The following is a 22,974-nucleotide window of genomic DNA, read 5'->3' as shown; positions in this document are numbered from 1 at the left end:
CATCTTGGCCGACCGTGATGCCACACTGGTGGGGTCAGACGAACCCGGGGACCCTGCTGGGCCTCGAGGAATCGAACCGGCGAGATTAGGGACAATGATGTCTGAGCAGACTGTCTATGGTGCTGTCACGGAAACTTCCAAGCCACGGCTGAAGGTCCGTACCCACCACCTGCAAAAGTGGAAGTCAGAAGGCCACAAGTGGGCCATGCTGACGGCCTACGACTTCTCCACCGCACGCATCTTCGACGAGGCTGAGATTCCGGTGCTGCTAGTCGGCGACTCGGCAGCCAACGTCGTCTACGGATACGACACCACGGTGCCGGTGACGGCCGACGAGCTGATTCCGCTGGTCCGCGGCGTGGTCCGCGGTGCACCCCACGCACTGGTGGTGGCCGACCTGCCGTTCGGCAGCTACGAGGCCGGCGCACAGCAGGCCCTGGCCACCGCGACGCGCTTCATGAAGGAGACCGGCGCTGCGGCGGTGAAGCTGGAGGGTGGCGAGCGCGTCGCCGACCAGATCGCCACGCTGACCCAGGCGGGCATCCCGGTCGTCGCGCACATCGGCTTCACCCCGCAGAGCGTCAACGGACTCGGCGGCTTCCGGGTGCAGGGCCGGGGCGACGCTGCCGAGCAGACGATCCACGACGCCATCGCCGTCGCGGAGGCAGGCGCCATCGCGGTCGTGCTCGAGATGGTGCCCGCCGAGCTGGCCACGCAGATCACCGGCAAGCTCACGATCCCGACGATCGGCATCGGTGCGGGACCCAACTGCGACGCGCAGGTGCTGGTCTGGCAGGACATGGCGGGCATGACCGCGGGCAAGACGGCGAAGTTCGTCAAGCGCTTCGCTGACGTGGGTGGCGAATTACGGCGTGCGGCAACGCAATACGCGGCCGACGTGGCGACCGGAACGTTCCCGGCGCAGGAGCACTCCTTCTAGGAGAATTCCGGCTCGCGCTTGCCGAGGAAGGCGCCGACGCCTTCCCTACCGTCCGCGGAGTCGGCGCATTCGGCGATCAGCTGGGCCTCGAGGTCGAGCTGATCCTCGTAGCGAGCCGCGTATGTCGACAGCAGCAGCTTCTTGACTGCCGAGTTGGATCCCCTTGCGCCCGTGGCGGTCCGGGCCGCAAGGTCAGCCAGGGCGGTACCGAGGTCGGCGTCGGGAACCACGGCGGTGACCAGTCCCCAGTCCAGCGCCTCGGCGGCGGTCAGCACGCGATTGGTGATCATCAATTCCTGGGTCCTGCGCAGCCCGACGAGGCGCGGCAAGAGGTAGGACGAGCCGCCGTCCGGGCTCAGCCCGGCCCTGGTGTAGGCCATCGTGAACGACGCCGACTCCGCCGCCAGCGCCAGGTCGCCGGAGACCCCGAGTGGAAAGCCCGCGCCCGCGGCGACACCGTTGACGGCGGTGATCAGCACGGCGTCCATCCTGGCGAAGATCGACATCGCGCGGTGCAGGTCGTCGGCCATGCCCTTGACGTAGGCCCCGGGATCGGCCGAGGCGCCCATCGCCTTGAGATCGCCTCCCACGCAGAAGAACCTGCCCGCGCCGGTCAGCGTGACCACCTTGGTCGCGTCGGTGTCACACAGCGCCGCGGCCTCGGCGAGTTCGCGTGTCAACGTGTCGTTCATCCCGTTCGCCGCCTCGGGGCGGTCGAGAACGATGCTGGTGATGGATCCGGACTGCGTGAACGTCAGCGTTTCGAAGGCGGCCATCACGCGACGTTAGCGCACGGGTAGGCACCCCCTCGGGCGCGCGCCGCCGTTCGTTCACCTGGATGTGGCAACCTGTTCACGAGTTCGAGCCACTGCCCCCGCACGACCGAAGGTGAAGATGCCAGCCGACAAGCGCAACCCATCCCGCCACACCGAAGTCGAGCGCAAGTTCGCGGTCGGCGAGGCCAGCGTGTCGCCGTCGTTCGAGGGTTTGTCGGCGGTCGCCCGGGTACAGCGCTCCCCCGTGCAGCACTTGGATGCGGTCTACTACGACACTCCCGATCATGACCTCGCCGCCCAGCGCGTCACGCTGCGTCGCCGAACCGGCGGACCAGATGCCGGCTGGCACCTGAAGCTGCCCGCGGGACCGGATGCGAGGACCGAGGTGCGGCTGCCCCTCGGTGACGACGGTGCCCCGGACGACACGGTGCCCGAAGAACTGCGCGACGTCGTACTCGCGATCGTTCGGGATCGGCCGCTGCGGCCGGTAGCCCGCATCTCCACCAGCCGCACCGTCGACATGCTCTACGGACCCGACGGCAACGCGCTGGCGGAGTTCTGCGACGACACCGTGCAGGCCGCCGCCGAGGGGGACGACGAACCGCAGCAGTGGCGGGAGTGGGAGCTCGAGCTCACCGAGGATGGTGGCGGGGATGACGCGCTGCTGGACCGGTTGGCCAATCGCCTGTTCGACGCAGGTGCCGAACCTGCCGGGCACGGCTCCAAGCTGGCGAAGGTGCTCGGGACCACCCCGGCCGAACCGGTTGCGCGCGCGGCCGATCCGGTCCATCGCGCCGTGGCCGAGCAGATTCAGGAGCTGCTGCGCTGGGACAGGGCGGTCCGCGCCGACGTGTGGGACTCCGTGCACCAGATGCGGGTGACGACCCGAAAGATCCGCAGTTTGCTTCGCGCGTCGGAGGATTCGTTCGGCATCGCCGACGACTCCTGGCTGCTGGAGGAGCTCAAGGAGCTGGCCGGGATCCTCGGCGTCGCGCGGGACGCCGAGGTGCTTGCGGAGAAGTACGAGAAGGCGCTCGACGGCCTGCCCGACGAACTCGTTCGCGGTCCCGTCCGAGAGCGGTTGGTCGAGGGCGCCAAGCGGCGCTACCACTCGGGGTGGAAGCGCTCCTTGGTGGCGATGCGGTCCGAACGGTACTTCCGCCTGCTCGACGGGCTGGACGAGCTGGTCGCGGTCGCGCCGCCGCAGGCCGAACCGGGCGCCGAGCCGGAGCCGCTGACCGTGGACGCTGCATACCAGGGTGTGCGCAAGGCCGCGAAGAAGGCCGCCGCTGCGGCCGCGGACGAGACCGTCTCCGCCGAGCACGCAGACGAGGCGTTGCACAAGATTCGCAAGCGCGCGAAGCAACTTCGCTACACTGCGTCGGCGTTGAGCGACGAGAAGGCCGCGTCGGCAGCCAAGACGATCCAGACCTTGCTGGGTGACCATCAGGACAGCGTGGTCAGCCGGACGCACCTGTCCGAGGAGGCGATCGCCGCGCACGCGGCCGGCGAGGACACCTTCACCTACGGGGTGCTCTACCAGCTGGAGTCCGAGGTCGCCGAGCGTGCAGAGGAGCGGCTGGGCGGAGCGCTGAAGGCGCTGAAGAAGGCGGTCCGCTCCGCGAAGTGACGCAGGGGCGGGTGTTCAAAGTGTTGGGTCCGTAAGTTCCCGACGGCGGCTGTGGGCGCCGCAGGGTGCGTCGGCCCGACATTCCTCCCCGAGTGTCGGGCCGACCCGCCTGCTAGTCCTTAGGTAGCCGCTATGCCATTCGCGCGCATCCCGCGGCTTGCCAGCATGTGACCCCAGACGTCCAACGCTTGGTCTCGGAAAGGGGAGGCGCCCCCAGCCCCGCCGACGAGATCGACGAGAGCACCCGCGATGGCACCGAGGCCGATACCTGTCTGACGTACGGCACTCGCCAAGTCGTCGAACGCTTCCCGCTCGGTGCATCCACGCACGCCCATCAGTATGCCGATCGCCATGTCGATCACGCGGCGGGAAGTTTGGTCGCCCCGTAGGCCCTTTTCACTCATCGCCGGCATCCCTCAACTTCATACCTGCCGTGTGTCGTGAACACCTCTGTTAGATGAACGCACGGCTACAAATCGCCTTAGGCCGGATGCGACATCTCATCGCTAGTAGTGCGTCGCTGTGCGCTGCTGGGTCGAGGCGCAGAATGCTTGCGCTCGGGTCCCTACGGGCGATTCCTCGCAGGTGAGCGCGCCGATTGCGATCATCTGCGGCTTCGAGTGGCGCGAGATGTCGTCGGAATGTCTGTTCAGCTCCAGCAGGAGCACCCGTGCCTGCGCAGCACCCGCGTCGTCGACCATCAAGGGATCGTCTCGTCAATTCTTGATGCTCGCGCGCGCACCGGGCAATCGGTTGACGAGGGTTAGACGCCGGGTTGACGGTCGTCGATGGCCGGCGGAAGATGACGGCGTGGCCGAGATTAGCGAGCAGATGATGCTGGCCGACGTGAAGCAGCGGCTCGTCAACGCCTTCGCGGAACTGCCGCCAGATCGCGTATCGACCGCCATAGACAACGCGCGAGCACGGTTCGACGCAAGCCCGATTCGCGACTTCGTCCCTCTGCTCGTCGAACGCCGGGCCCGAGCGGAGCTGGCCAGCGCCGCTCGTTAGATCATCAGTCGATCCTCACCCGCATCATCCGTACGAACCCCCGCATTTCGCAGCTTCGCCTGAACCGATGACTGCTTGCGTACGACTTGCGGTCGCCGGGAACGGCCAGTGCCGACTACAACGCGAGCGCGCATCCGCTCGTTTCGACACCTGTCGATCATGCGGGCGCATGAACACGCAGTTCAGCGCGTCGAGGCGAACGAGTTGGCCTGTAAGCCGGATTCTGTTCCGCGCCATCACGAGTGGTGGCGCGGCGGCGACCATCCATCTGGACACACCGTCGCCGGGTGCCTCGAGCGGCCTACCCGCAGACTCGGGCGAGCAACCCTCGAACGTCTGCGCAGCCGCAACCAGGTTGCGGCCTTCTTGGCCTTGCTTCGGGTGGGGTTTGCCTAGCCACTCCGGTCACCCGGAGCGCTGGTGCGCTCTTACCGCACCGTTTCACCCTTACCGTTTCCGGCGGTCTGTTCTCTGTGGCACTTTCCCGCGAGTCACCTCGGATTGCCGTTGGCAATCACCCTGCTCTGTGAAGTCCGGACTTTCCTCGAAACCCAGGCGAACCTGGGGTCCGCGGCCGCCCGGCCAACTCGTCCGCGTCGATCACCGTACTCTGAGGGTCGTGCCACGGCTGCCACCGGCCCGGTATCTGCTCCGCGCCAAGGACCTGGTCGACGCGCGCTACGCCGACCCGCTGACCGTCGACGACCTCGCGGCCGCGGCTGGCCTGTCGCGCGCGCACTTCTCCCGCATGTTCACCAGGACGTTCGGAGAGTCGCCGCGGGCCTATCTGCAGACCCGCCGGTTGGAGCGCGCCGCGGCGCTGCTGCGCTACACCGATCGATCGGTCGCCGAGATCTGCGTGCTGGTCGGATTGCAGAGCGTAGGGTCGTTCACCACCAGCTTCGCCCGCACCTACGGCAAGCCACCTGCGGCCTATCGCGCGAGCCTGCCGCCGGCGGCCAGCCGCGCCCGGGTGCCGAGCTGCATCCTGCAACGCGACACCCGGCCCCGGCCCGACAGCAGGATCAAGACAGCACATGGGGAGAAGACGGATCGCCACGGCCGGCCGTAGCGTCGGGCCCATGATGAGAATCGCAAGCGTCCATCTCTGGGTGCACGACCAAGCCGTCGCACTCGAGTTCTGGACCAAGAAGGTCGGCATGGAAGTGCGCGAGGACGTCTCGTTCCCGGAGGAGATGGGCGACTTCCGGTGGCTGACCGTGGGACCACCCGGCCAGGACGACGTGAGCATCGTCCTCATGGCGGTGCCGGGCGCTCCGCTGATGGACGACGCCACCCGTGCCCAAGTACTGGACCTGACGGCCAAGGGTTTCGCCGGCACGGTGTTCCTCACGACCGATGACGCCCAAGCGAGCTACGAACAGCTCACCGCGCGCGGCGTCGAGTTCACCGAGCCGCCCAACCAGATGCCGTACGGCATCGACTCCGGATTCCGCGACCCGTCGGGCAACAGCGTCCGGCTCACCCAGCTCAATCCCTAGAAGGGTGGGGGTGGTTGCGGTGGTGGGGCGAAGGTGTCCTGGTAGTCCAGGTCCTCGTCGTAGACCACCGGTGGCGGTGGATTGGTGCGTGCCTGGTGGTTGCGGCGCCGCTCGGCGGTGACGTCACTGGCGCGTTGGGCGGTGCGGGTCCGTTGTCGGCGCGGCATCATCACCGACCGATCCCCACACCGCCTGATCCCCGGCGCCCGCCTAGCGGGCGCGCCGGTGGGTGCGCACAGCCCGGGAAACAGGATCGCGCTGCCCGGATGGGTGACATAGCGCTGTCCATCCGGAGAGGTCCAGATCAGCGTCGCGTCGGCGAGTTGCTCATCACGCCACCCCCAAAACGTCTTGAGCAGATGATGGGTACGGCACTTGCAGCTCAGGTTCGCGGCCTGGGTGGGCCCGCCAACCGCCCAGGGGATGACGTGGTCGACGTCGCAGCGCGTCGCCGGCACCGAACATCCCGGAAACCGACACGTCATGTCCCGGGCCCGCACGAACGCGGCCAACCCACGCGACGGCACGTACCCCGCCTCCGCAGCCGCGTCCCCCGGGGGCGTCAGCGAACGCACCCGCGCCGAGGCCGCCAACTCGGCGACCATCTCCCCGGGCAGCAACCCGTCCATCCCCACCACTGCCCCCACACCCGCCCGATCGCGCTGGACGGTGTTCTGATCGGTGATCACGTGGATGGTCACCGCACTGGCCGACCGACCCCCCGCCGGGCATCCCGGATCACCGCAGCGACACCCCAATCGATCCGCGCCGGCGGCCATCGCCCCCACCGCATCGGCGCGCCGCTGGGCCAGCGTGCGCGGATCCCCGTCACACACCGTGGCCGCCAACGCGGTGGCCCGCTCGGCGAACGCGTACGCATCCGGGGCGTAGACGGTGGCGGTGATCTCCGACAGGCCGTTGTCCACGTCGCCGGTCACCAACTGCCGCCCCGCCAACCGATCCGCCCGCCGGCGCACCGCATCGAGATCCTCCCGCGCCACCACCGCGTCGATCCGATTCGCCAACTGCGGCCGATTGACCGATCCCCACCGCGGCAGGCACACGGCCAACCGGGCATCCACTCGCGCGAGAACGTCCCGATCGGTGATCAACCCGGTCCGAAACACCGCCACCCGGAACGCCGCCTCATCCACCTCCCCGGCCACCAGCGCCGCCCCCACCCGCGGCAGCTGCTCGCGCAAGGCCCGGGCGTAACGCAGGTGACTGGCCGCCATCGCGTGACTGATCGACAACGCCGCCGCCACCTCTGCGCACACCGCGTCCTCGGCATCGACGGCCCAATCCTCGGTCTCCCCACACTGCGCCATCCGCACAGCGAACAGCTCCCCGATGGCCACCAGCCGCGCCGCGGCCGCACACGACTGCGCCCGCACCGCGGCGACCACCCGCCCCAACACCACCGCCGCCGCCGACCCATCCGACTCGCTCATACGTTCGAACCTAGACCACCCCACCGACAACCCCGAGCATCGATTCGGCCGCGAGACCGTCGTGAAGCCGGCGTCGACGCGAACCCACCGTCGAAGGTCATTCCGTCAGCGGCGTCGCCGCTGCGGACCGTGTGGGGTCACGCCCTGCGGCGCAGCACCATCACGTTGTCACGCCAGGTGAACGGCTGCCCGTCGGGATCGATACCCGGTCGCTCCACCACTTCGACGCGCTCGCGATCCCATTGCTCGGCAGGCAGATCCAGCTCGGCCAGCACTTCCTCCGGGCTGGGGAACGGGTGATCGTGCGGCACCTTCTTGGAGAACGGCGGCGGCGCGGCGTGGTCGACGATGACGAGCCGGCCGCCGGGGGCGACCGCGTTCGCCGCGCGCCGGAGGATCTGCGGCCGCTCCAGCCGCACCGTCGAGTGCAGGAACTGCGCGGAGACGAGGTCGAAGGTGCCGTCGGGAAAGCTGTCCGAGAGATCGTGGCGCTCGAACACGATGCGCTCGCGGATGCCGCGGGACACCGCCTCGGCCTCGGCCCGCCCGAGCGCGGTCTCCGAGACGTCGACCGCCGTGACCTGCCAGCCTTGTTCGGCCAGCCAGAAGGCATCGCCGCCCTCACCACACCCGAGATCCAACGCCCGGCCCGGGGTCAGCGCCGACGCGATGCCGGCGAGCTGAACGTTGACCCGGCCACTCCAGATCCGTTCCCGCTCACCGTAATGCGCCTCCCAGTACTCCGTGGCGCTCTGGTCATGCGTCGACATTCACGTTCTCCTTCTCGATGGGCCACGGGGGCATGGGCAGACCGACGTCGTCGGCCAACAAACTCTGAACGACGGCCGCCCCGGTCAGCGAACCACTCGCGACCGCCGCGGCCACCTGGGGCATCTGAGCGCAGACATCACCGGCGGCGAACACACCGGGCACCGACGTCCGGTGGAATTGATCGACCTCGACGGCGTCCTCGGAGAGCGGACCCGGAGCAGCGAACGCGACACCCAGCCGCTGGGCCAGCCGCGAGCGCTGCGACAGCGTGGTCGCCACCAGCACACCGCTGCGCGCCACGCTGGCCCCGTCCTCGAATTCCACCGATACCAAGCGATCTACCTCGGAGCGCATTTCGGCGATCGCACGCTCGTCGACGCCGATCCCGGCTGCGGCGAGCCGATCCTGCTGGCCCGCGTCGAAACCCGCAGTGCCATCGGTGAGTACGATTACGTCCTCGGTCCAGGCGCGCAGCATCAACGCCATGTGCACGGCTCGGTCCCCACCGGCGAGCACCGCCAGCGGCTGGTCGCGCATCTCCCAACCGTGGCAGAACGGACAGTGGAACGCCCAGCTCCCCCACCCGTCGGCAAGCCCCGACACCGCCGGGGACCGGTAGTCCATCCCGGTCGCCAACACGACCTTCCGGCAGCGCAGGCGCGAACCGTCACCGAGCTCCAGGACGAATCCCCCGCCATCTGCGGCACCGTCCACCACCTCACCGCGGCGAACCACTACCGTCGGATACTTCGCCAACTCCGCACGCCCGGTGGCGTACAGCTCGGCGGGCGGGGTCCCGTCGTTGCCCAGCAGACCACCGATGCCAGGGGCGGCCAGGTTGCTCTGCCGTCCCGCGTCCACCACGAGGGTGCGGCGGCGGGCCCGGCCCATCACCAGCGCGGCACTCAGGCCGGCGGCTCCGCCTCCGACGACCACGCAATCCCATTCGGCACTCATGGGATCCACCTTGCCCCCGGCCGCCGAATCTGCCAACATCTTTTGCCATGCAGGCAAACCAAGCCGACGACGTCGATCTACGAGTGCGAAGACGCCTGCGCGAGTTGCGCACTCAGCGCGGGTTCACACTCGAAGAGGTCGCCACCCGCGCCGACATCGACGTGTCCACGCTGAGCCGACTCGAGTCCGGCAAGCGCCGGCTCGCCCTCGACCACCTGCCGCGACTGGCGTCCGCGCTGTCGGTGACCACCGACGACCTACTCCGCACGCCGGAGGCCGAGGATCCTCGGGTCAAGCACGCGGCCCAGACGCACCACGGCGTCACGTACTGGCCGCTGACCAACAGCGGCCCCGCCGGCGGCCTGCACGCCTACAAGATCCGGGTCAGCGCACGGCGCCGCACTCCGCCGGACCCGCTCCCCGTGCACGACGGTCAGGACTGGATGTACGTACTGTCCGGCCGCATGCGGCTGATCCTCGGGGACCGCGACTTCACCATCAAACCCGGTGAGGCCGTTGAGTTCTCGACGTGGACGCCACACTGGTTCGGCACGGTCGACGGGCCCGTCGAGGCCGTCGCCATCTTCGGCCCCCACGGTGAGCGGTTGCACCTGCACACCTGAGCGGTCTCAGTCCAGGTAGGCGGTCTGGTTGACCAGTCGCACCGACGAGCCACCGTCTGGGTAGAACTCGGCGATCGACAGCGATGCCAGATCGAGGTGCAGGCGGTAGAGGATGCCCTCCCCCGCGTCGAGGGCCAGTCGCAAGAGCGTCTTGATCGGCGTGACGTGCGAGACCACGAGCACGGTGGCCCCGCCGTACTCGGAGACGATCCGGCTCCGCGCGCGGCGAACCCGCGATGCGACGGCGTCGAAGCTCTCGCCACCCCCGGGCGGTGCCACGCTGGTGTCGCGCAGCCACTGACCGTGCACGCCCGGATCCCGTTGGGCTGCTTCGCCGAACGTCAGACCCTCCCAGTCACCGAAGTCGGTCTCGATGAGGTCGTCGTCGACGGTGACGTCCAGCCCAAGTACCTTGGCCGCAGCCGTGGCGGTGTCGTACGCGCGTTGCAGCGGGGACGAGACCACCGCGGCGATGTCATCACGCTGGCCGAGGTGGCGGGCGGCCGCGGCGGCCTGTCGCTGGCCGAGTTCGGTGAGCGGCGGGTTGCCGCGGCCGGAGTAGCGCCGTCCCACCGACAGCTCGGTCTGCCCGTGCCGTAGCAGCAGCATCTTGGTGGGCTCGCCGCGGGCACCCGTCCACCCCGCAGGCGAGACCGCCTCGGCCGCCTTGGGTTCGGGCGGATCGTCACCAGCGTCCATCGCCTCGTTGGCCAGCCTGTCGGCGTGTGCGTTCTCCTCGCGCGGGATCCAGGCGTAGGTGATGCGGTCGAACCGCTCCGCGAGCTCGACCGCGCGTTGGCGCAGCGGGATCAGATCGGGGTGTTTGACGCGCCACCGGCCCGACATCTGCTCGACCACCAGCTTTGAATCCAGTTGCGCCGCAACCTCGGTGGCCCCCAACTCGGCGGCCGCCTCCAAACCGGCGATCAAGCCCCGGTACTCGGCCACATTGTTGGTGGCCCGGCCGATGAAGGCCTTGGCCTCGGCCAGCACGCGGTCGTGGTCACCGTTCCAGACGACGGCGCCGTAACCGGCCGGCCCGGGGTTGCCGCGGGATCCACCGTCGGCCTCGACGACGACCTTCATTCGCCCCAGTCCTTGAAGTCCCTGACCCGCACCAGGATTGCCGAACACTCGGGACAACGAAGCACCTCGTCTTCCGGAGCGGCTGAGATGCGGGCCAACTCGCCCCGGTCGATCTCGATGCGGCAGGCGCCGCAGCGGCGTCCCTGCAGCTGCCCCGCTCCCGGCCCGCCGTTGGCTCGCTGCCGTTCGTAGAGGGCCAGCAGGTCGGGGTTCAGCGACGCCGACACCGCCTCGCGCCGGGCGACGGCCTGATGACGGGCCTCGTCGATCAGCACCAACGCCTCGTCGCGCGCGGTCGTCGCCGACCCCACCTGGTTCTTCAGCTCCTCGACGTTGCCGCGCTGCTCGGCCTGGTCGTTCTGCAGGCTCTCGCGACGCTCCATGATCTCCAGCAGCGAGTCCTCGAGGCTGCCCTGGCGGCGCTGCAGCGTCTCCAGCTCGTGCTGAATCTCGCCGACGTGCTTGACGTCGACGGTGCCACCGTCGAGCAGCGCCCGGTCCCGGTCCTCGCGCTTGCGCACCGAGTCGATCTCACTCTCGAACTTCGCGACCTGCCCCTCGAGGTCGTCGAGCGCGATGTCGAGCGCGGCCAGCGCGTCTTCGGCCTCCCGGTGCGAGGCCAGGATCGCATCGAGGGCCCCCTGCTCCTCGAGGTGCTTGGCGCGATGGTCGAGGCGGCTCAGCTCGGCATCGATCGCCGCCAATTGCAGAACCGAACGCTGTTGTCCCTCTTCGGCCTTCATGTGCTCAGTGCGTCCTTCTCTAGATTCCACGGATCCGTACGGACCTGGCTGATGCGAATGTCGAGCGCGTCGCCGAAGTGTGCGCTCAAGAGTGCCCGGGCCTGATCACACCACGGGAACTCACTGGCCCAGTGCGCCACGTCGACGAGCGCGACGTCGGAGGCCCGCAGGTGCTCATCGGCCGGGTGGTGGCGCAGGTCGGAGGTGACGTAGGCGTCCACGCCGGCGCTCGCCACCGTAACCAGCAGCGAATCGCCAGCTCCCCCGCACACCGCGACCCTCGACACCAGCGCGTCGGGATCGCCGGCCGCCCGCACCCCCCACGACGTCGCGGGCAGACCGCGTGCGACCCGAGAGACGAACGCCGACAAGCGCTCCGGCTCGGACAGTGCGCAGATGCGTCCGATGCCGACCTCCGACGGCAACGGCGCCAGCGCCAGCACGTCGAAGGCGGGCTCCTCGTACGGGTGCGCGGACCTCATCGCCGCGAGCACTGCACGGCGGCGCCCAGCGGGTGCGATCATCTCGACGCGGTCCTCGGCGAGGTGTTCGACAGCACCGACCGTGCCGATCGCCGGGGTCGCGCCTTCGAGTGGCAGAAACTGACCGATGCCGGTCACCGTCCAGCTGCAACGGGCGTAATCGCCGATGCGGCCGGCTCCCGCGTCGAACATCGCCTCACGCACCCTCTCGGCCTGCGGGCCGGGAACGAACACCACCCACTTGTCCAGCCGAGCGCCGTCGGACACCGGGGAGAGCACGCCCTCGACGTGCAGGCCGAGTGCCCCGGCGAGCGCGTCGGACACCCCGGGAGCGGCCGAGTCGGCGTTCGTGTGTGCGGTGAACAGCGCGCTTCCGGCCCGGATCAGCTCGTGCACGACGGCACCCTTCGCGGTATCGGCCGACACCGTGTCCACCCCGCGCAGCAGCAGCGGGTGATGGGCCAGCAGCAGACCCCGCCGCGGCACCTCGGCCACCACGGCGGCCGTAGCGTCGACCGAGATCGTCACGGAATCGACCGCCTCTGCGGGATCGCCGCACACCAGACCCACCGAGTCCCAGTCCGCGGCCAGAGCGGGCGGATATGCCCCGTCCAGCACGGCCATGACGTCGGACAGCCGTGCGCTCACCCTGCACCTCTGCGTTCGTCCACAAGAAGACAGTAGACAATGGACCGGTGAGTCCCCAGCTAGTCATATTCGACCTCGACGGCACCCTGACCGATTCCGCCGCCGGGATCGTGGCGAGCTTCCGGCATGCACTCGGGGAGATCGGTGCCACCGTGCCCGAGGGCGACCTCGCCGGCCGCGTCGTCGGGCCGCCCATGCACCAGACGCTGACGTCGATGGGGCTCGGGGATCGCGCGCCGGAGGCGTTCGCCGCCTATCGCGCCGACTACACGGTGCGGGGCTGGTCGAACAACCGCCTCTTCGACGGCATCGCCGAGCTGCTGGCCGACCTGCGCGCCGCGGGCGTGCGACTGGCCGTGGCGACGTCGAAGAACGAGGTGACGGCCCGTCGCATCATCGAACACTTCGGCATCGAGGATCACTTCGAGGTGATCGCCGGGGCCAGCACGGACGGAACGCGTTCGGCGAAGGCCGACGTGGTGGCACACGCGCTGGCTCAGCTGGGGCCGCTGCCGGACCAGGTGCTGATGGTGGGTGACCGCTCGCACGACGTCGAGGGCGCCGCCGTCCATGGCATCGACACGGTGGTGGTCCAATGGGGTTACGGGGCTTCGGATTTCGGTGGCCCCGATGATCTGGTCCCGTACCGTCACGTCGCCACCGTCGACGACCTCCGCGAGGTGCTCGGTGTCTGACCAGCCGCTACACGTCACCTTCGTCTGCTCGGGAAACATCTGCCGATCGCCGATGGCGGAGAAGATGTTCGCCCACCAGATCGACGAACGCGGACTGTCCGGCGTGGTGCGGGTCAGCAGCGCCGGCACCGGCAGCTGGCACGCGGGCGACCCCGCCCACGACCGCACCGTCCACGTGTTGCGGGAGCAGGGCTATCCGACCGCGCACCGCGCCTCGGTGCTCGACGACGACCACCTGGCCGCCGACATGGTGGTGGCCATGGGCCGCAACCACGTCCGCATCCTGCGCGACCTGGGCGTGCCATCTGAACGTCTACGGATGATGCGGTCGTTCGACCCGCGTTCGACCGCCCATCCGCTCGACGTCGAGGACCCCTACTACGGGTCGCTCGAGGACTACGAGGAGACCTTCGCCGTCATCGAGGCGTCGCTGCCTGGACTGCATGCCTGGGTCGACGACCAGCTCGACCAACGGGGGTTCGCCAGCTGATGCGCCGGTTGACCTTCCTGTTCAAGCCACAGTGGCTCGCGCTGTACGTGGTGGCGATCGCGTTCGCCTACCTGTGCTTCACCGTGCTGGCGCCCTGGCAGCTCGGCAAGAACACGAAGACCTCCCGGGAGAACCAGCAGATCTCCACTTCCCTGGCTCAACCGCCGGTCCCGGTGACCACCCTTCTGCCGCATCAGGATTCGTCGGCACCGGGGGCGCAGTGGCGCCAAGTCAGCGCGACGGGCAGGTACCTGAACGACGCCCAGGTGCTCGCCAGGCTCCGGGTGATCGACGGCAACCCCGCCTACGAGGTGCTGGTGCCGTTCCGCGTCGACGGTGGCCCCACAATCCTGGTCGACCGCGGCTACGTCAAACCGGTGACGGGTACCCGGGTGCCCGAATTCGCCCCGCCCCCGACGGGCACCGTCACGATCGTCGCCCGGTTGCGGGACTCCGAGGGCATCGTCGCGGGCAAGGACCCGCTGCGCGAGGACGGGGTCCAGCAGGTCTACTCCATCAGCACCGCGCAGATCGCCCAGGTGACCGGAATTCCGCTGGCCGGTTCCTACCTGCAGCTCGTCGACGGGCAACCCGGCGGTCTGGGCGCCATCGCGCTGCCGCACCTGGATGCCGGCCCCTTCCTGTCCTACGGAATTCAGTGGATCGCGTTCGGGATCATCGCGCCGATCGGCGTCGGGTACTTCGTGTTCGCCGAGATCAAGCAACGCCGCCGCGACAAGGCCGAGAGTGATTCCCGGGCTGCCGCGACGGCGCCGCTGACCACCGAGCAGAAGCTCGCCGACCGCTACGGAAAGCGGTCCTGAGGGGTTCTCAACCGCGGCGCTGCTTGACGTTCTTCGGCTGCGACTGACCGTTGGACGAGCCGCTCTTCGCCGCCGGCTTCGATGCCGGGGCACTCGGCTTCGGCGCAGTGGCCGTCTTCGAGGCAGCGGCCGTGTTCGAGGGAGCGGCCGTCTTCGTCGGCGTGCTGGCCACGCTGATCGACGGAGCCAGCTGCGTCGAGGGAACGGCCGTCGGCGAGGACTGCAACGCGGGCGCCTGCAGCACGGGTGTCTGCAACACCGGCGCCTGGATGACGGGGGCCTGGGTCGTCGGCGCCGTGGTGGCGGCGGTCGTCGGCGCCGGCACAGCCACGGTCGGCACGGTCTTGGCGGCCGTCGGTGCGGTGACCGTCGGCGCCTGCGTTGCCGGGGCCTGCGTTGCCGAGGCCTGCAGGGCGGGCGCCTGCAGCACGGGAGCCTGGATGACGGGCGCCTGTAGCACCGGAGCTTGCATGACTGGAGCCGTTGCGGTCGTCGCCTCGGTGGTCGTGGCGGTCGGCACGTTTGCCGGCGCCGAGGCGGCCAGCTGAGTGAGGGTCGCGAGGTCAGCCGGGTCGGCCTGGGCCGCCTGCGGCATGGCGAGCGCCATCTTCGCCATCGTCGCGGTGGTGCCGGGGTTCGTCGCCAGGTCCCGGACGATGTAGGCCGCCGGCTTCCAGGTCCCGTCGCTGCGGATCAGCCCGAACGTCGCCTCGGGATCGGAGCTGCTGCTGTCGGTGTCCTGCAGCGTGTAGACGAACGCCGGGCCCGTGTAGCTCAGCGTCCGCCACGTCGACAGCATGTCCTGCAAATAGGCCGCCTGCTGGGCCTCGCTGGCGACCGCAGTCGGCTCGCCGTATTCACTGGCCCACACCGTCTTGCCGGCGTCGCCGTTGGCGACCATGAGCGCCCGGATGTCCTCCAACTGGTTCAGCGGGGAGTTGGGCAGGGGCTCACCCTGGGAGAACGGTGTCGTGTACTGGTAAGGGTGGAACGACAGCGCGTCGAAGGAACCCGCGGCGCCGGCCTGATACATGCCGTCGACGAAGTCCACCGGGTTCATCGTCAGGTTGCCGTAGGTGACGGTCGAGCCGACGACGCCGCCGACGACGGTCGCATTCGGATCGGCGGCCTTGATGGTCGGATACGCCGCCTTGAGCAGCTGGGTGTAGCCGGCGGGATCGGGCTGGGGGCCGTAGAACGGGGCGGCATTGGGCTCGTTCCAGATCTCGTAGGCGCCCACCTTTCCGGCGTAGCGCTGGGCTGCCAGGCCGGCGAAGGTCCCGAAGTCCGCCGGGTTGGTCGGGGCGCTGTAGACCCCGGGTGACGCGGGGTTCTGCGCGTAACCGGGGGTAGTGGTGATGACCGCGAGAACACCCATGCCACGGGCGTCCGCGGCATTGATCAGATAGTCCGAGTGCGACCAGTCGTAATACCCGGGCACCGGGTTGATGCCCGCCCACGGAATACCGACGCGGACCGTGTTGACGCCCATCGCCTGCATCTCGTCCAGTGCCGCATCCATTTGCGCCGGTGACGCGAAGTAGAGGTCGGAGTCTGCGATGCCGACGGTCGTATTGGACTCGTCAATCGCGGCCGTGTTCTCGATCGCTACCGTCTGCGCGCTCGAGGGCATCAAGGCCAACGCTCCCAGACCTGATACTGCAAAGGTAGCCACGCCCGCCACGAAAAGTCGGGTGACGTTCGGGCGCCAGCTACTCCCACTCATTTGCTTCATGATCTTGCCGTTTCCTTTTCTTCACGTCGGCGTCCCGCCCTGAGCCGAACACCACTACTCAGTTCTGTTCCCCATCGCTCGGTGACGTAACCCACGTTTCTGGAGGAAAACAGGCTGGAACAGCCATTACATGGCCCGAACTCCAGCTGACGTGCCTCGAAATTCGACGTCGCCAGACACTTTCAGCAAACAAAGTCCCGTTCGCTTGGCCCGGCTAGGCATTGCCTCCGATCGGCATATTCGTTTGCTCAGTTCAGAAAATGAAACAGCTGAGCACAGGTTTTCAACATCAATTGGAATCACGATCAGGTGTTTGCCAGGCAGTTATCGAATTCGTGAAATCGACGGCCCATGAGCGGGCGAGAGGTCCCTCGTGGCAAAGTTGCGACGTTCGCCAGAATCATCGCGACCGTCAACGGGACGGCGACCCATGCGAGGTCACCGCGGGACGGGCGGATACACCGTGTAGCAATTCCATCCACCGATCCCGAGCACGTACACCGAGACGCATCGCTGGAAGCTGCCGTCGGGCGCGGGCGGCCCGTCGCATTGGGATCCACCGTTGCCGAGGACCACAGCTCCGCCGCAAGGATCCGCGACGACCTGCGGGGTCACGCTTCGAAGCGTGGCCGTGCCGAGCGGGCCGAGAAGGAGGATGAGGCACACCGTCGCACCCAGCCGGGCCGCCGAGGGCCGGCACGCCCGTACCATCCCGGCTGACGTCCTGATCGTCGAAGTCATGGGCACCCCCGAGGGCGATGGATCCTCGAGTCGATTGGACCACCGAGGACGTCGGCCCTCTAGGGACGAAGGTCCCGGACTCGGCTCACCTCACGACGCGGTAGCGCACGTGGACCACGCCGGGGGCCTCCAGCACCCGGGCTAGCTCGAGTTCCGGTGCACCCGTCTCGAATCCGTCGAGCAGGCGCTCACCCGACCCGAGGATCACCGGGCTGATCTGCAGGTCGATCTCGTCGACCAGTCCCGCGGTGATCGCCTGCCGCGCGCACGACGCCCCTCCGGCGATCGAGATGTCGCGGCCCTGCGCCGCCGCCTCGGCCTGCGCGTAGGCCGACTCGATTCCGTCGGTGACGAAGTGAAACGTGGTGCCGCCCTGCATTTCGATGGGGTCGTGCGGGTAGTGGGTCAGGACGAACACCGGGCAGTGGTAGGGCGGCTCGTCACCCCACCAACCCGTCCAGTCCGAGTCCCCCCACTCGCCACGTATCGGTCCGAACATGTTGCGGCCCATGATCGTTGCCCCCATGCCGGCCATCATGTCGGCGACCACCTGCTGGTTGACGGGATGGTCCTTGGCGGGCCCGATGTGCCAGTCGTGAAGTCGCAGGCCGCCGACGCCGAGCGGCTGGTCCGCGGATTGGTCCGGCCCAGCGACGTAGCCGTCGGCCGAGATCGACATCGAGAGATTGGTTCGTGGCACGTGTCCTCCGGTGGGGGTGGTCGACTAAGTCTCGCCGATGCAGACTGAGGCGGACCGAAGAACTCATCGGACCGGCGAGGGGGGATCGTCTTGGGCGGGACCGATCGCAACTGACGCTCCCCTTGGCCGCCCACGTCGCCGAGGCCGTCGGTGTCGACCCCGAACCCGAGATGCTCGCCGAAGCAGCCCGCCGGGCAGGCGACGGGGGTGTCCTCAATGTGATTTGGGCACAGGGTGATTCGAACGATCTACCCGCCGACCTCGGCTATTTCCGGTTGGTCACCATGGGCCGGTGCTTCCATTGGATGGACCGCGAACGGGTCCTGGAAGCCCTGGACGATCTGGTCGTCGACGGTGGCGCCCTGGTCATCGTCAACGACGGCTGCCTCGTGCAGGCGAACGCCCCGTGGCAGCGCGCCATCGAGCAGGTGCAGGCACGCTTCCTGCCGCCCAACCCGGCGCCGGCTGCACTCGGCGGCCCGACGCACCAACGGGTGCTGGCCGGCTCGGCCTTCCGCCACGTCGATCGACGGGTGTACGAGTTCTCGCGGACGTGGACCATCTGACCACGTCATCGGCTACCTGTACTCGACGTCGCTGCCCCTGCGCCGGCTACTCGGCGACCGTAGACCCGCCTTCGAGGAGGCGGTCGCCGAGCCCATTCTCGCCCTCTCTCCGTCCGGAGTCCTCACCGAACCCGTCGGCCTGGAGGTCCTGATCGCCCGCCGGCCCCTTCGTTGACTGCTGCGGCAAGGCTCCTCGCCACCTGCTCGGGTGTGGTGCGTACGGTGTCGACGACCTCGGCCTCGGCATGTAGCCAGGTGCGGGCCGCCTCGGCGTAGGGCTCGAAGTATTCGTGCCGGAACGGCGACGAGCCCATCACGACGTCATCGTCGATGCGCCGCCGCAGGGTGTCCTGGTCGGCGTGAATGACGAAATGCCGCACCGGGATCGCATGCCGGGCAAGGCCGGAGCTGATCTTGCGCCAGTACCGCTCGACGAGGACGGTCATCGGAAGACAAGCGTGCCGCCAGTGTAGTCGAGGACCTGGCGGGCGGTCTCGACCACCAGGGTCCGCCACGGCGGCCAGTGCTGGAAGTTGTCCGTGCTGGGCAGACCCGGCGTGATGTTCATGAGCGTCTCGCCGACCTTCTCGGCATCCAACACGCGCGAATCCGCGATGAGCGCCTGGACGAGGTAGCTGGTCGTCGTCTTGCCGACGCCATGGGTACCGTTGATCCACGCGATCACGCGCCCGAGGCTACCGGCCGCGCGGGTGCTGCGACCCAACTAGCGGGCTCAGAGGGAATCGAACCCACGACCGCTGGTTTGTAAATGGTTTTCTGACGTATCTCTGGCGTCTCGTCTGGTGCTTTACTTCTGGGTCTGCGCAGGTCAGCTGGTCGCAGCCGTTCACGGCGTCGACGGCGTTTCATCTGCACTTGCCCTTCTTGGCACACTTTCGGCACAGCGGGGGTGTACTTTTTGGCCCTCGTTGGGGCGTTCGGTTGTCGACGAAGCACCGCATTTAACGTAAGGCGTCGTGCCTCACGGCGACGAGCGGCCCCCTTATGAGCGCGTCACGCAGTCAGTAGCCTTCCACTAGGACCGTCAAGAGAAGCAGAACGTAAGCGCATTGTGCCGAGCCTTGACATTCGGGCGGGCCGATACCGGGTGTGACACGACCCTGCTCCCGCTCAGTTAGCGAATGTTGCTTGCTCGGCCTCATCAATCTCGCCATCGTCGCTGATTGCGATTGCGATGGTTCCCACGTCTTGAGTCCTCAAGCCATTACCGCTCAAGCACGGGAGACAGAGTTGGCGCGTGGCCAAGCGTGTCTCACCTGACCTGTCGGCAGGGGATGACAAAGTACTTTCGTGTCCAGAAGCAGCAGCAATCCCTCTGACGGTGGCCGTCGTCCGTCGGTAGTGGACCTCTTTTGCGGGGCGGGCGGCTTGTCCGTCGGTTTTAAGCAGGCGGGCTTCGAGGTTCTGGCCGGCTCTGACCACGACCCTGATGCGATGGCCACGTTTGCTCGCAACTTTCCTGCGGCCGCGATCGTCGTAGGAGACATTCGCAAGCCCCAGATCCGCAGTGAGGTGATCGAGGCAGGCAGGGGTGCCGACGTGGTCGTGGGCGGGCCCCCTTGCCAAGCGTTCTCTCAAGTTCGAAATCACTCGCGTCTCATCGACGACCCGCGGAACTCGCTCTACCGCGAGTTCGTGCGTGTGGTCGGCAAGATTGAGCCACGTGCGTTTGTGATGGAGAACGTGCAGGGAATGGCCCAGATGGGAGTGAAGGAGCAGGTCCTGCAGGACCTCGCGCAGTCCGGAAAGTACCGAGTGCGCGCTCAACTGCTCGATGCTGTGGACTATGGCGTGCCGCAGACGCGCAAACGCCTCATCTTCGTCGGATTGCATCGCGACCTCAGGCAAGAACCACCAGAAATAGTCGGGTCCGGGGCTAGCGTCGCGCTAACCCTGATGAACGACGCGGTACAGGGCGGCGGCTACCGTCTCGGATTGCGCAATGACGTAGTCGCAGAGGAGCTACTCGATCGCCTACGCCAGCCTCGCGACCTCGGGGTGGTTTCGGCGGAGCAGGCAATCGGCGACTTGAATTTTCTCCTAGCTGGGAATCGTGAGGACACGCTCCAGATAAGGCAACTCCGGTCCGCGACGTCCGCTTATCAAAGACTCATGCGTACCTCGAAGACGGTATCTAACTTGAGCGTGCCAAAAATTAACGGGGACACCAGGCTTCGGCTTGATGGAATTCCGCCCGGGGGCAACTACCGTGACTTGCCGGAATCGCTGAAGGCGCGGTATCTCACGGGGCAGAAATGGGGACCCAGCACCGGCTCTGATTTCCTCGCCCGTAAGCACTATTACGCTTATCGGCGGCTCCACCCCGGACTATGGGCGTGGACCCTTAATACTAAGGCAGACGCGGTTTATCACTATGCGGAATCAAGAGCGTTGAGCGTCAGGGAGTTCTGTCGGCTTCAATCGTTCCCCGACGACTTCGTAGTCATCACTGATGAGAGACGGGGCGAGATACCCGGCCGCCTGCCCAACGGCGCAACACACAGTAGGTACCGACAGATCGGCAATGCAGTGCCCCCGCTACTGGCCCGGGCTATCGCTGATTCCGTCCTCGAATACTTGCCACTAAAAACGACAATCCGCGCCTGACAATGGCTGAGCGGCGAGTCGATTTTGATGTCGACAGGGCCTTTGGCGCCGAGAACCGGGCGAGGCTGCTCGACATCTACTTTCTGTCGGTCGCGAGTGAGCCTGTCTCCGCAGAGTCCGCGTGGCGGCACACATATCGCCTTCTGATGTGGATCGACCGGACGATCGGATTGGCACATTGCTATGAGAGTGATAAGTGCCAGCCTGGCCGGCCCTGGTACGCAAGGTCATTGAGGTTCCATCAGTGGCTGGCTGGTGAGCTCGGCGCATCCGCACGAGGTCTGGCCGATGAAATCGACTGGCTGTTTACGGCAGCTGCCGAGGACCTTGCTCGCGCCGCTAACACGAGGGCGATAACTCTTCAGGAGCGGGCCCGGGGCCAGCGAGAGCTATACGCGCGTGACAACATGCCACTTCCCGGCGAGGATCTCGAGCTCGAAGCACTAATCAAGGACACGCTCGTTTCCGGTCTTGGTGAAGTTCCACCCATGGAGTTGATCCGCCTCCTTTCCCAGCGAATACAGGCTTACAGAAGCAGCGAAAACAAGCGAAAGAACCTGGTGGGAGAGGGATTCGAGGACACACTCGCGGTTTTATTTAGGCGCCTGCCGGCCATCGAGGCGAACTACGAGATACTCGTGCGTCCCGCTCTTCATGAGCTGCCGGGATTCAACCCGCCACGCGGTGGTGAGAAGACCCGGAAGGTAGATCTGGCACTTGTGCAACGTCAAGATCGGCGCCGCGTGCTCGTGAGTTGCAAATGGTCCGTACGCAGCGATCGTGAAGAACAGTTCGCCACGGACTTCGACACTTACGCGCGCCTTGAGGCGAGCGGCCGTTCCTTCGACTACGTCTTGGTCACCAATGAGTTCGACCCCGCTCGACTCGCGGCCGCCTGTGACATGCGGCGACTCAATCAAGCGATCTTCAGTGACGTCGTCCATGTGAATCCGCGGGGACCGCGGGTTGTTTACGAGACGTCGGTCAGCGCAGCCGCTCAGCGGCAGAACAGCGGCGTTACGCGCGCGTTAGACTATATCGACTCGGGACGCATAGCGAGTCTTGAGGCCTGGCTCTCACGCCTTGGTGCGCGGGTCGACCCTTAAGCTGGCACTTCAGGAAGTTCGTCGAGGACTTGTGCATCGTTCTCGTCCTTCGAGATGGAGTCCGCCAGCTCGGCGGTCTGTGCGGTAGTGGGGGATGCTTCGCCGGGAAACTTCCAAATATCGAATACCAGCTTCGCCAGCTCTTTTTGGCGCTGTTCCACCGCGTCCGCCGACCAAATATTCTGTGCGAGAAGATCTTTGGTGAGAAGAATTTCCGAACTGCTGTACCCTAGCTTCTTCTTGGTCTCGAAGTCCGCATTCTTTAGTGAGGTGTTGATTCGTTTTCCGAGCAGTGTCAAGTTTCCGAGCCGGTTGACCATCTGTGCATGGTTGCTCCACCGGGCACCTTCTTCAGGGGTCTGGGGGTAGATGTGCTCTACATGGACGCGATCACCTAACTCAACGGCGACCTCCTGAGTCACGCGCTTAGCGTGCTCAATTTCGCGTAGCAGATAGCGAGCCGTGGCGGTGCGGCTCACGCTGGCGCGTGCAAATCGGGCCACGAAATCATCGGCGTCTGGCGCGAAGGACTGCAAGGCGGAGATAGCAGCATCGAAGTCCTTGCCCTCGCGAAGTTCGGCTGCCACTGAGTAGACGGTCGACTCGAGCGTGGTCGACTCCCGACCACCGATGACGGTGTGTCGGACGAATAGTGTCGTCAGGGCCGAGGCCAGAGCGCGAAGGTTCTCTTTGGGTGCTTCGTCTGCAAGCACTGCCCGCCCAGAGAGCAGCGCGGGCAGCAACACCTTCGCACCGAGCATTCGGACACCCTCCTGAAACGCCCTGGTTCTGTCGGAGGCTCGAGCTATTGGATTTCGACCAGGGTTTGGTCGGTCCGCTGTGCATCGTAGAATGCGGCTTCGAACTCG

General features: G+C 67.1%; 27 protein-coding genes and 1 other RNA gene. 12 read left to right on the top strand and 16 right to left on the bottom strand.

Translation table 11 applies throughout. The features are described 5' to 3' along the window. Positions 1 to 97: 97 nt before the first annotated feature. On the top strand, positions 98 to 940 hold the full coding sequence (panB, locus tag SBI80_RS27290) for a 3-methyl-2-oxobutanoate hydroxymethyltransferase (protein ID WP_318978216.1): 843 nt from the start codon (positions 98 to 100) through the stop codon (positions 938 to 940). Here panB and SBI80_RS27285 read toward each other — a convergent pair. Then, a complete protein-coding gene (locus SBI80_RS27285; RefSeq protein WP_318978214.1) occupies positions 937 to 1,716 on the bottom strand; it encodes an enoyl-CoA hydratase/isomerase family protein in 780 nt (259 codons plus the stop codon). The two genes, panB and SBI80_RS27285, sit on opposite strands and share 4 nt — an antisense overlap. A 118-nt stretch (positions 1,717 to 1,834) precedes the next feature. On the opposite strand from SBI80_RS27285, the gene SBI80_RS27280 reads away from it, so the two are divergent. Then, entirely contained in the window at positions 1,835 to 3,346 is a 1,512-nt protein-coding gene (locus tag SBI80_RS27280; protein WP_318978265.1) for a CYTH and CHAD domain-containing protein, read from the top strand. Positions 3,347 to 3,465: 119 nt separating this feature from the next. On the opposite strand, the gene SBI80_RS27275 is transcribed toward SBI80_RS27280, so the two are convergent. Together SBI80_RS27275 and SBI80_RS27270 are read right to left on the bottom strand one after the other, a co-directional pair. Then, complete coding sequence (locus SBI80_RS27275) at positions 3,466 to 3,750, bottom strand: ANTAR domain-containing protein (RefSeq protein ID WP_318978212.1); 285 nt, start codon at positions 3,748 to 3,750, stop codon at positions 3,466 to 3,468. 102 nt (positions 3,751 to 3,852) lie between these two features. Continuing rightward, positions 3,853 to 4,047 carry a hypothetical protein gene (locus SBI80_RS27270; protein ID WP_318978210.1) on the bottom strand — a complete coding sequence of 65 codons (195 nt, stop codon included), beginning with the start codon at positions 4,045 to 4,047 and terminating at the stop codon, positions 3,853 to 3,855. Positions 4,048 to 4,156: 109 nt separating this feature from the next. On the opposite strand from SBI80_RS27270, the gene SBI80_RS27265 reads away from it, so the two are divergent. Further along, positions 4,157 to 4,357, top strand: a complete 201-nt coding sequence (locus tag SBI80_RS27265) for a three-helix bundle dimerization domain-containing protein (protein ID WP_318978209.1) — start codon at positions 4,157 to 4,159, stop codon at positions 4,355 to 4,357. Positions 4,358 to 4,553: 196 nt separating this feature from the next. On the opposite strand, the gene rnpB is transcribed toward SBI80_RS27265, so the two are convergent. Beyond that, positions 4,554 to 4,947, bottom strand: an RNA gene (gene rnpB / locus SBI80_RS27260) — RNase P RNA component class A. 29 nt (positions 4,948 to 4,976) lie between these two features. Between rnpB and SBI80_RS27255 the strand changes: the two genes are divergently transcribed. After that, on the top strand, positions 4,977 to 5,429 hold the full coding sequence (locus SBI80_RS27255) for a helix-turn-helix domain-containing protein (RefSeq protein ID WP_318978207.1): 453 nt from the start codon (positions 4,977 to 4,979) through the stop codon (positions 5,427 to 5,429). Positions 5,430 to 5,439: 10 nt separating this feature from the next. Further along, positions 5,440 to 5,859, top strand: coding sequence for a VOC family protein (locus SBI80_RS27250; RefSeq protein WP_318978205.1), 420 nt, complete (start codon positions 5,440 to 5,442; stop codon positions 5,857 to 5,859). Here the strand turns inward: SBI80_RS27250 and SBI80_RS27245 are convergent. The 3 genes from SBI80_RS27245 to SBI80_RS27235 form a co-directional block, all read right to left on the bottom strand. Beyond that, complete coding sequence (locus SBI80_RS27245; RefSeq protein WP_318978204.1) at positions 5,856 to 7,310, bottom strand: HNH endonuclease signature motif containing protein; 1,455 nt, start codon at positions 7,308 to 7,310, stop codon at positions 5,856 to 5,858. The two genes, SBI80_RS27250 and SBI80_RS27245, sit on opposite strands and share 4 nt — an antisense overlap. Positions 7,311 to 7,447: 137 nt before the next feature. Beyond that, positions 7,448 to 8,080, bottom strand: coding sequence for an SAM-dependent methyltransferase (locus SBI80_RS27240; RefSeq protein WP_318978203.1), 633 nt, complete (start codon positions 8,078 to 8,080; stop codon positions 7,448 to 7,450). Then, on the bottom strand, positions 8,067 to 9,038 hold the full coding sequence (locus SBI80_RS27235) for an NAD(P)/FAD-dependent oxidoreductase (RefSeq protein WP_318978201.1): 972 nt from the start codon (positions 9,036 to 9,038) through the stop codon (positions 8,067 to 8,069). The genes SBI80_RS27240 and SBI80_RS27235 overlap by 14 nt, the downstream gene beginning before the upstream one ends. Before the next feature lie 47 nt (positions 9,039 to 9,085). Between SBI80_RS27235 and SBI80_RS27230 the strand changes: the two genes are divergently transcribed. After that, complete coding sequence (locus SBI80_RS27230) at positions 9,086 to 9,661, top strand: helix-turn-helix domain-containing protein (RefSeq protein WP_318978200.1); 576 nt, start codon at positions 9,086 to 9,088, stop codon at positions 9,659 to 9,661. Positions 9,662 to 9,667: 6 nt separating this feature from the next. Here SBI80_RS27230 and SBI80_RS27225 read toward each other — a convergent pair whose 3' ends face one another. The 3 genes from SBI80_RS27225 to SBI80_RS27215 are packed head-to-tail and all read right to left on the bottom strand — an operon-like array spanning position 9,668 to position 12,620. Then, positions 9,668 to 10,747: a bifunctional RNase H/acid phosphatase gene (locus SBI80_RS27225; protein ID WP_318978199.1), complete on the bottom strand. Its 1,080-nt coding sequence runs from the start codon at positions 10,745 to 10,747 to the stop codon at positions 9,668 to 9,670. Further along, positions 10,744 to 11,490 carry a zinc ribbon domain-containing protein gene (locus SBI80_RS27220; RefSeq protein WP_318978198.1) on the bottom strand — a complete coding sequence of 249 codons (747 nt, stop codon included), beginning with the start codon at positions 11,488 to 11,490 and terminating at the stop codon, positions 10,744 to 10,746. Before SBI80_RS27220 ends, SBI80_RS27225 begins: the two co-directional genes overlap by 4 nt. Beyond that, entirely contained in the window at positions 11,487 to 12,620 is a 1,134-nt protein-coding gene (locus tag SBI80_RS27215; protein WP_318978197.1) for a Nif3-like dinuclear metal center hexameric protein, read from the bottom strand. The genes SBI80_RS27220 and SBI80_RS27215 overlap by 4 nt, the downstream gene beginning before the upstream one ends. Before the next feature lie 47 nt (positions 12,621 to 12,667). On the opposite strand from SBI80_RS27215, the gene SBI80_RS27210 reads away from it, so the two are divergent. The 3 genes from SBI80_RS27210 to SBI80_RS27200 are packed head-to-tail and all read left to right on the top strand — an operon-like array spanning position 12,668 to position 14,629. Further along, positions 12,668 to 13,315, top strand: a complete 648-nt coding sequence (locus SBI80_RS27210; RefSeq protein ID WP_318978196.1) for an HAD-IA family hydrolase — start codon at positions 12,668 to 12,670, stop codon at positions 13,313 to 13,315. Continuing rightward, a complete protein-coding gene (locus SBI80_RS27205) occupies positions 13,308 to 13,805 on the top strand; it encodes a low molecular weight protein-tyrosine-phosphatase (protein WP_318978195.1) in 498 nt (165 codons plus the stop codon). Before SBI80_RS27210 ends, SBI80_RS27205 begins: the two co-directional genes overlap by 8 nt. Further along, positions 13,805 to 14,629: an SURF1 family cytochrome oxidase biogenesis protein gene (locus SBI80_RS27200; protein WP_318978194.1), complete on the top strand. Its 825-nt coding sequence runs from the start codon at positions 13,805 to 13,807 to the stop codon at positions 14,627 to 14,629. Before SBI80_RS27205 ends, SBI80_RS27200 begins: the two co-directional genes overlap by 1 nt. Before the next feature lie 7 nt (positions 14,630 to 14,636). Here SBI80_RS27200 and SBI80_RS27195 read toward each other — a convergent pair whose 3' ends face one another. From SBI80_RS27195 to SBI80_RS27190, 3 genes are all read right to left on the bottom strand, one after another. After that, positions 14,637 to 16,304 (bottom strand): cellulase family glycosylhydrolase, encoded by a 1,668-nt coding sequence (locus SBI80_RS27195; protein WP_318978193.1) that lies wholly within the window; start codon positions 16,302 to 16,304, stop codon positions 14,637 to 14,639. A gap of 498 nt (positions 16,305 to 16,802) precedes the next feature. Further along, complete coding sequence (locus tag SBI80_RS28275) at positions 16,803 to 17,075, bottom strand: CDGP domain-containing protein (RefSeq protein WP_413232828.1); 273 nt, start codon at positions 17,073 to 17,075, stop codon at positions 16,803 to 16,805. 115 nt (positions 17,076 to 17,190) lie between these two features. Next, positions 17,191 to 17,805, bottom strand: a complete 615-nt coding sequence (locus SBI80_RS27190) for a dihydrofolate reductase family protein (RefSeq protein WP_318978191.1) — start codon at positions 17,803 to 17,805, stop codon at positions 17,191 to 17,193. On the opposite strand from SBI80_RS27190, the gene SBI80_RS27185 reads away from it, so the two are divergent. Then, entirely contained in the window at positions 17,799 to 18,371 is a 573-nt protein-coding gene (locus SBI80_RS27185; RefSeq protein WP_318978189.1) for a class I SAM-dependent methyltransferase, read from the top strand. The two genes, SBI80_RS27190 and SBI80_RS27185, sit on opposite strands and share 7 nt — an antisense overlap. A 122-nt stretch (positions 18,372 to 18,493) precedes the next feature. On the opposite strand, the gene SBI80_RS27180 is transcribed toward SBI80_RS27185, so the two are convergent. Both SBI80_RS27180 and SBI80_RS27175 read right to left on the bottom strand, forming a co-directional pair. Continuing rightward, the gene (locus SBI80_RS27180; RefSeq protein ID WP_318978188.1) at positions 18,494 to 18,817 is read right to left on the bottom strand and encodes a hypothetical protein; all 324 of its coding nucleotides are present in this window, start codon (positions 18,815 to 18,817) and stop codon (positions 18,494 to 18,496) included. Then, complete coding sequence (locus SBI80_RS27175) at positions 18,814 to 19,056, bottom strand: hypothetical protein (RefSeq protein ID WP_318978187.1); 243 nt, start codon at positions 19,054 to 19,056, stop codon at positions 18,814 to 18,816. The genes SBI80_RS27180 and SBI80_RS27175 overlap by 4 nt, the downstream gene beginning before the upstream one ends. Positions 19,057 to 19,682: 626 nt before the next feature. Between SBI80_RS27175 and SBI80_RS27170 the strand changes: the two genes are divergently transcribed. Together SBI80_RS27170 and SBI80_RS27165 are read left to right on the top strand one after the other, a co-directional pair. Beyond that, positions 19,683 to 20,999, top strand: a complete 1,317-nt coding sequence (locus tag SBI80_RS27170) for a DNA cytosine methyltransferase (protein ID WP_318978185.1) — start codon at positions 19,683 to 19,685, stop codon at positions 20,997 to 20,999. 2 nt (positions 21,000 to 21,001) lie between these two features. After that, complete coding sequence (locus tag SBI80_RS27165) at positions 21,002 to 22,105, top strand: hypothetical protein (RefSeq protein WP_318978183.1); 1,104 nt, start codon at positions 21,002 to 21,004, stop codon at positions 22,103 to 22,105. On the opposite strand, the gene SBI80_RS27160 is transcribed toward SBI80_RS27165, so the two are convergent. Next, complete coding sequence (locus tag SBI80_RS27160) at positions 22,102 to 22,866, bottom strand: HNH endonuclease family protein (RefSeq protein WP_318978182.1); 765 nt, start codon at positions 22,864 to 22,866, stop codon at positions 22,102 to 22,104. The genes SBI80_RS27165 and SBI80_RS27160 overlap by 4 nt on opposite strands. Positions 22,867 to 22,974: the final 108 nt, after the last annotated feature.

Origin of the sequence: Mycolicibacterium sichuanense (assembly GCF_033741125.1) — a bacterium.
GTDB lineage: Bacteria > Actinomycetota > Actinomycetes > Mycobacteriales > Mycobacteriaceae > Mycobacterium.
Note: the sequence above shows the minus strand (reverse complement) of the source record. Positions and strands in the feature narration are given on the sequence as shown.

Coding starts and splice junctions, on each gene's coding strand:
- SBI80_RS27245 (WP_318978204.1), bottom strand. CDS start 7,310: ATGAGCGAGTCGGATGGGTCGGCGGCGGCGGTGGTGTTGGGGCGGGTG.
- SBI80_RS27230 (WP_318978200.1), top strand. CDS start 9,086: ATGCAGGCAAACCAAGCCGACGACGTCGATCTACGAGTGCGAAGACGC.
- SBI80_RS27180 (WP_318978188.1), bottom strand. CDS start 18,817: ATGACCGTCCTCGTCGAGCGGTACTGGCGCAAGATCAGCTCCGGCCTT.
- SBI80_RS27285 (WP_318978214.1), bottom strand. CDS start 1,716: ATGGCCGCCTTCGAAACGCTGACGTTCACGCAGTCCGGATCCATCACC.
- SBI80_RS27250 (WP_318978205.1), top strand. CDS start 5,440: ATGATGAGAATCGCAAGCGTCCATCTCTGGGTGCACGACCAAGCCGTC.
- SBI80_RS27275 (WP_318978212.1), bottom strand. CDS start 3,750: ATGAGTGAAAAGGGCCTACGGGGCGACCAAACTTCCCGCCGCGTGATC.
- SBI80_RS27280 (WP_318978265.1), top strand. CDS start 1,835: ATGCCAGCCGACAAGCGCAACCCATCCCGCCACACCGAAGTCGAGCGC.
- SBI80_RS27200 (WP_318978194.1), top strand. CDS start 13,805: ATGCGCCGGTTGACCTTCCTGTTCAAGCCACAGTGGCTCGCGCTGTAC.
- SBI80_RS27240 (WP_318978203.1), bottom strand. CDS start 8,080: ATGTCGACGCATGACCAGAGCGCCACGGAGTACTGGGAGGCGCATTAC.
- SBI80_RS27225 (WP_318978199.1), bottom strand. CDS start 10,747: ATGAAGGTCGTCGTCGAGGCCGACGGTGGATCCCGCGGCAACCCCGGG.
- SBI80_RS28275 (WP_413232828.1), bottom strand. CDS start 17,075: ATGGTACGGGCGTGCCGGCCCTCGGCGGCCCGGCTGGGTGCGACGGTG.
- panB (WP_318978216.1), top strand. CDS start 98: ATGTCTGAGCAGACTGTCTATGGTGCTGTCACGGAAACTTCCAAGCCA.
- SBI80_RS27220 (WP_318978198.1), bottom strand. CDS start 11,490: ATGAAGGCCGAAGAGGGACAACAGCGTTCGGTTCTGCAATTGGCGGCG.
- SBI80_RS27160 (WP_318978182.1), bottom strand. CDS start 22,866: ATGCTCGGTGCGAAGGTGTTGCTGCCCGCGCTGCTCTCTGGGCGGGCA.
- SBI80_RS27235 (WP_318978201.1), bottom strand. CDS start 9,038: ATGAGTGCCGAATGGGATTGCGTGGTCGTCGGAGGCGGAGCCGCCGGC.
- SBI80_RS27270 (WP_318978210.1), bottom strand. CDS start 4,047: ATGGTCGACGACGCGGGTGCTGCGCAGGCACGGGTGCTCCTGCTGGAG.
- SBI80_RS27165 (WP_318978183.1), top strand. CDS start 21,002: ATGGCTGAGCGGCGAGTCGATTTTGATGTCGACAGGGCCTTTGGCGCC.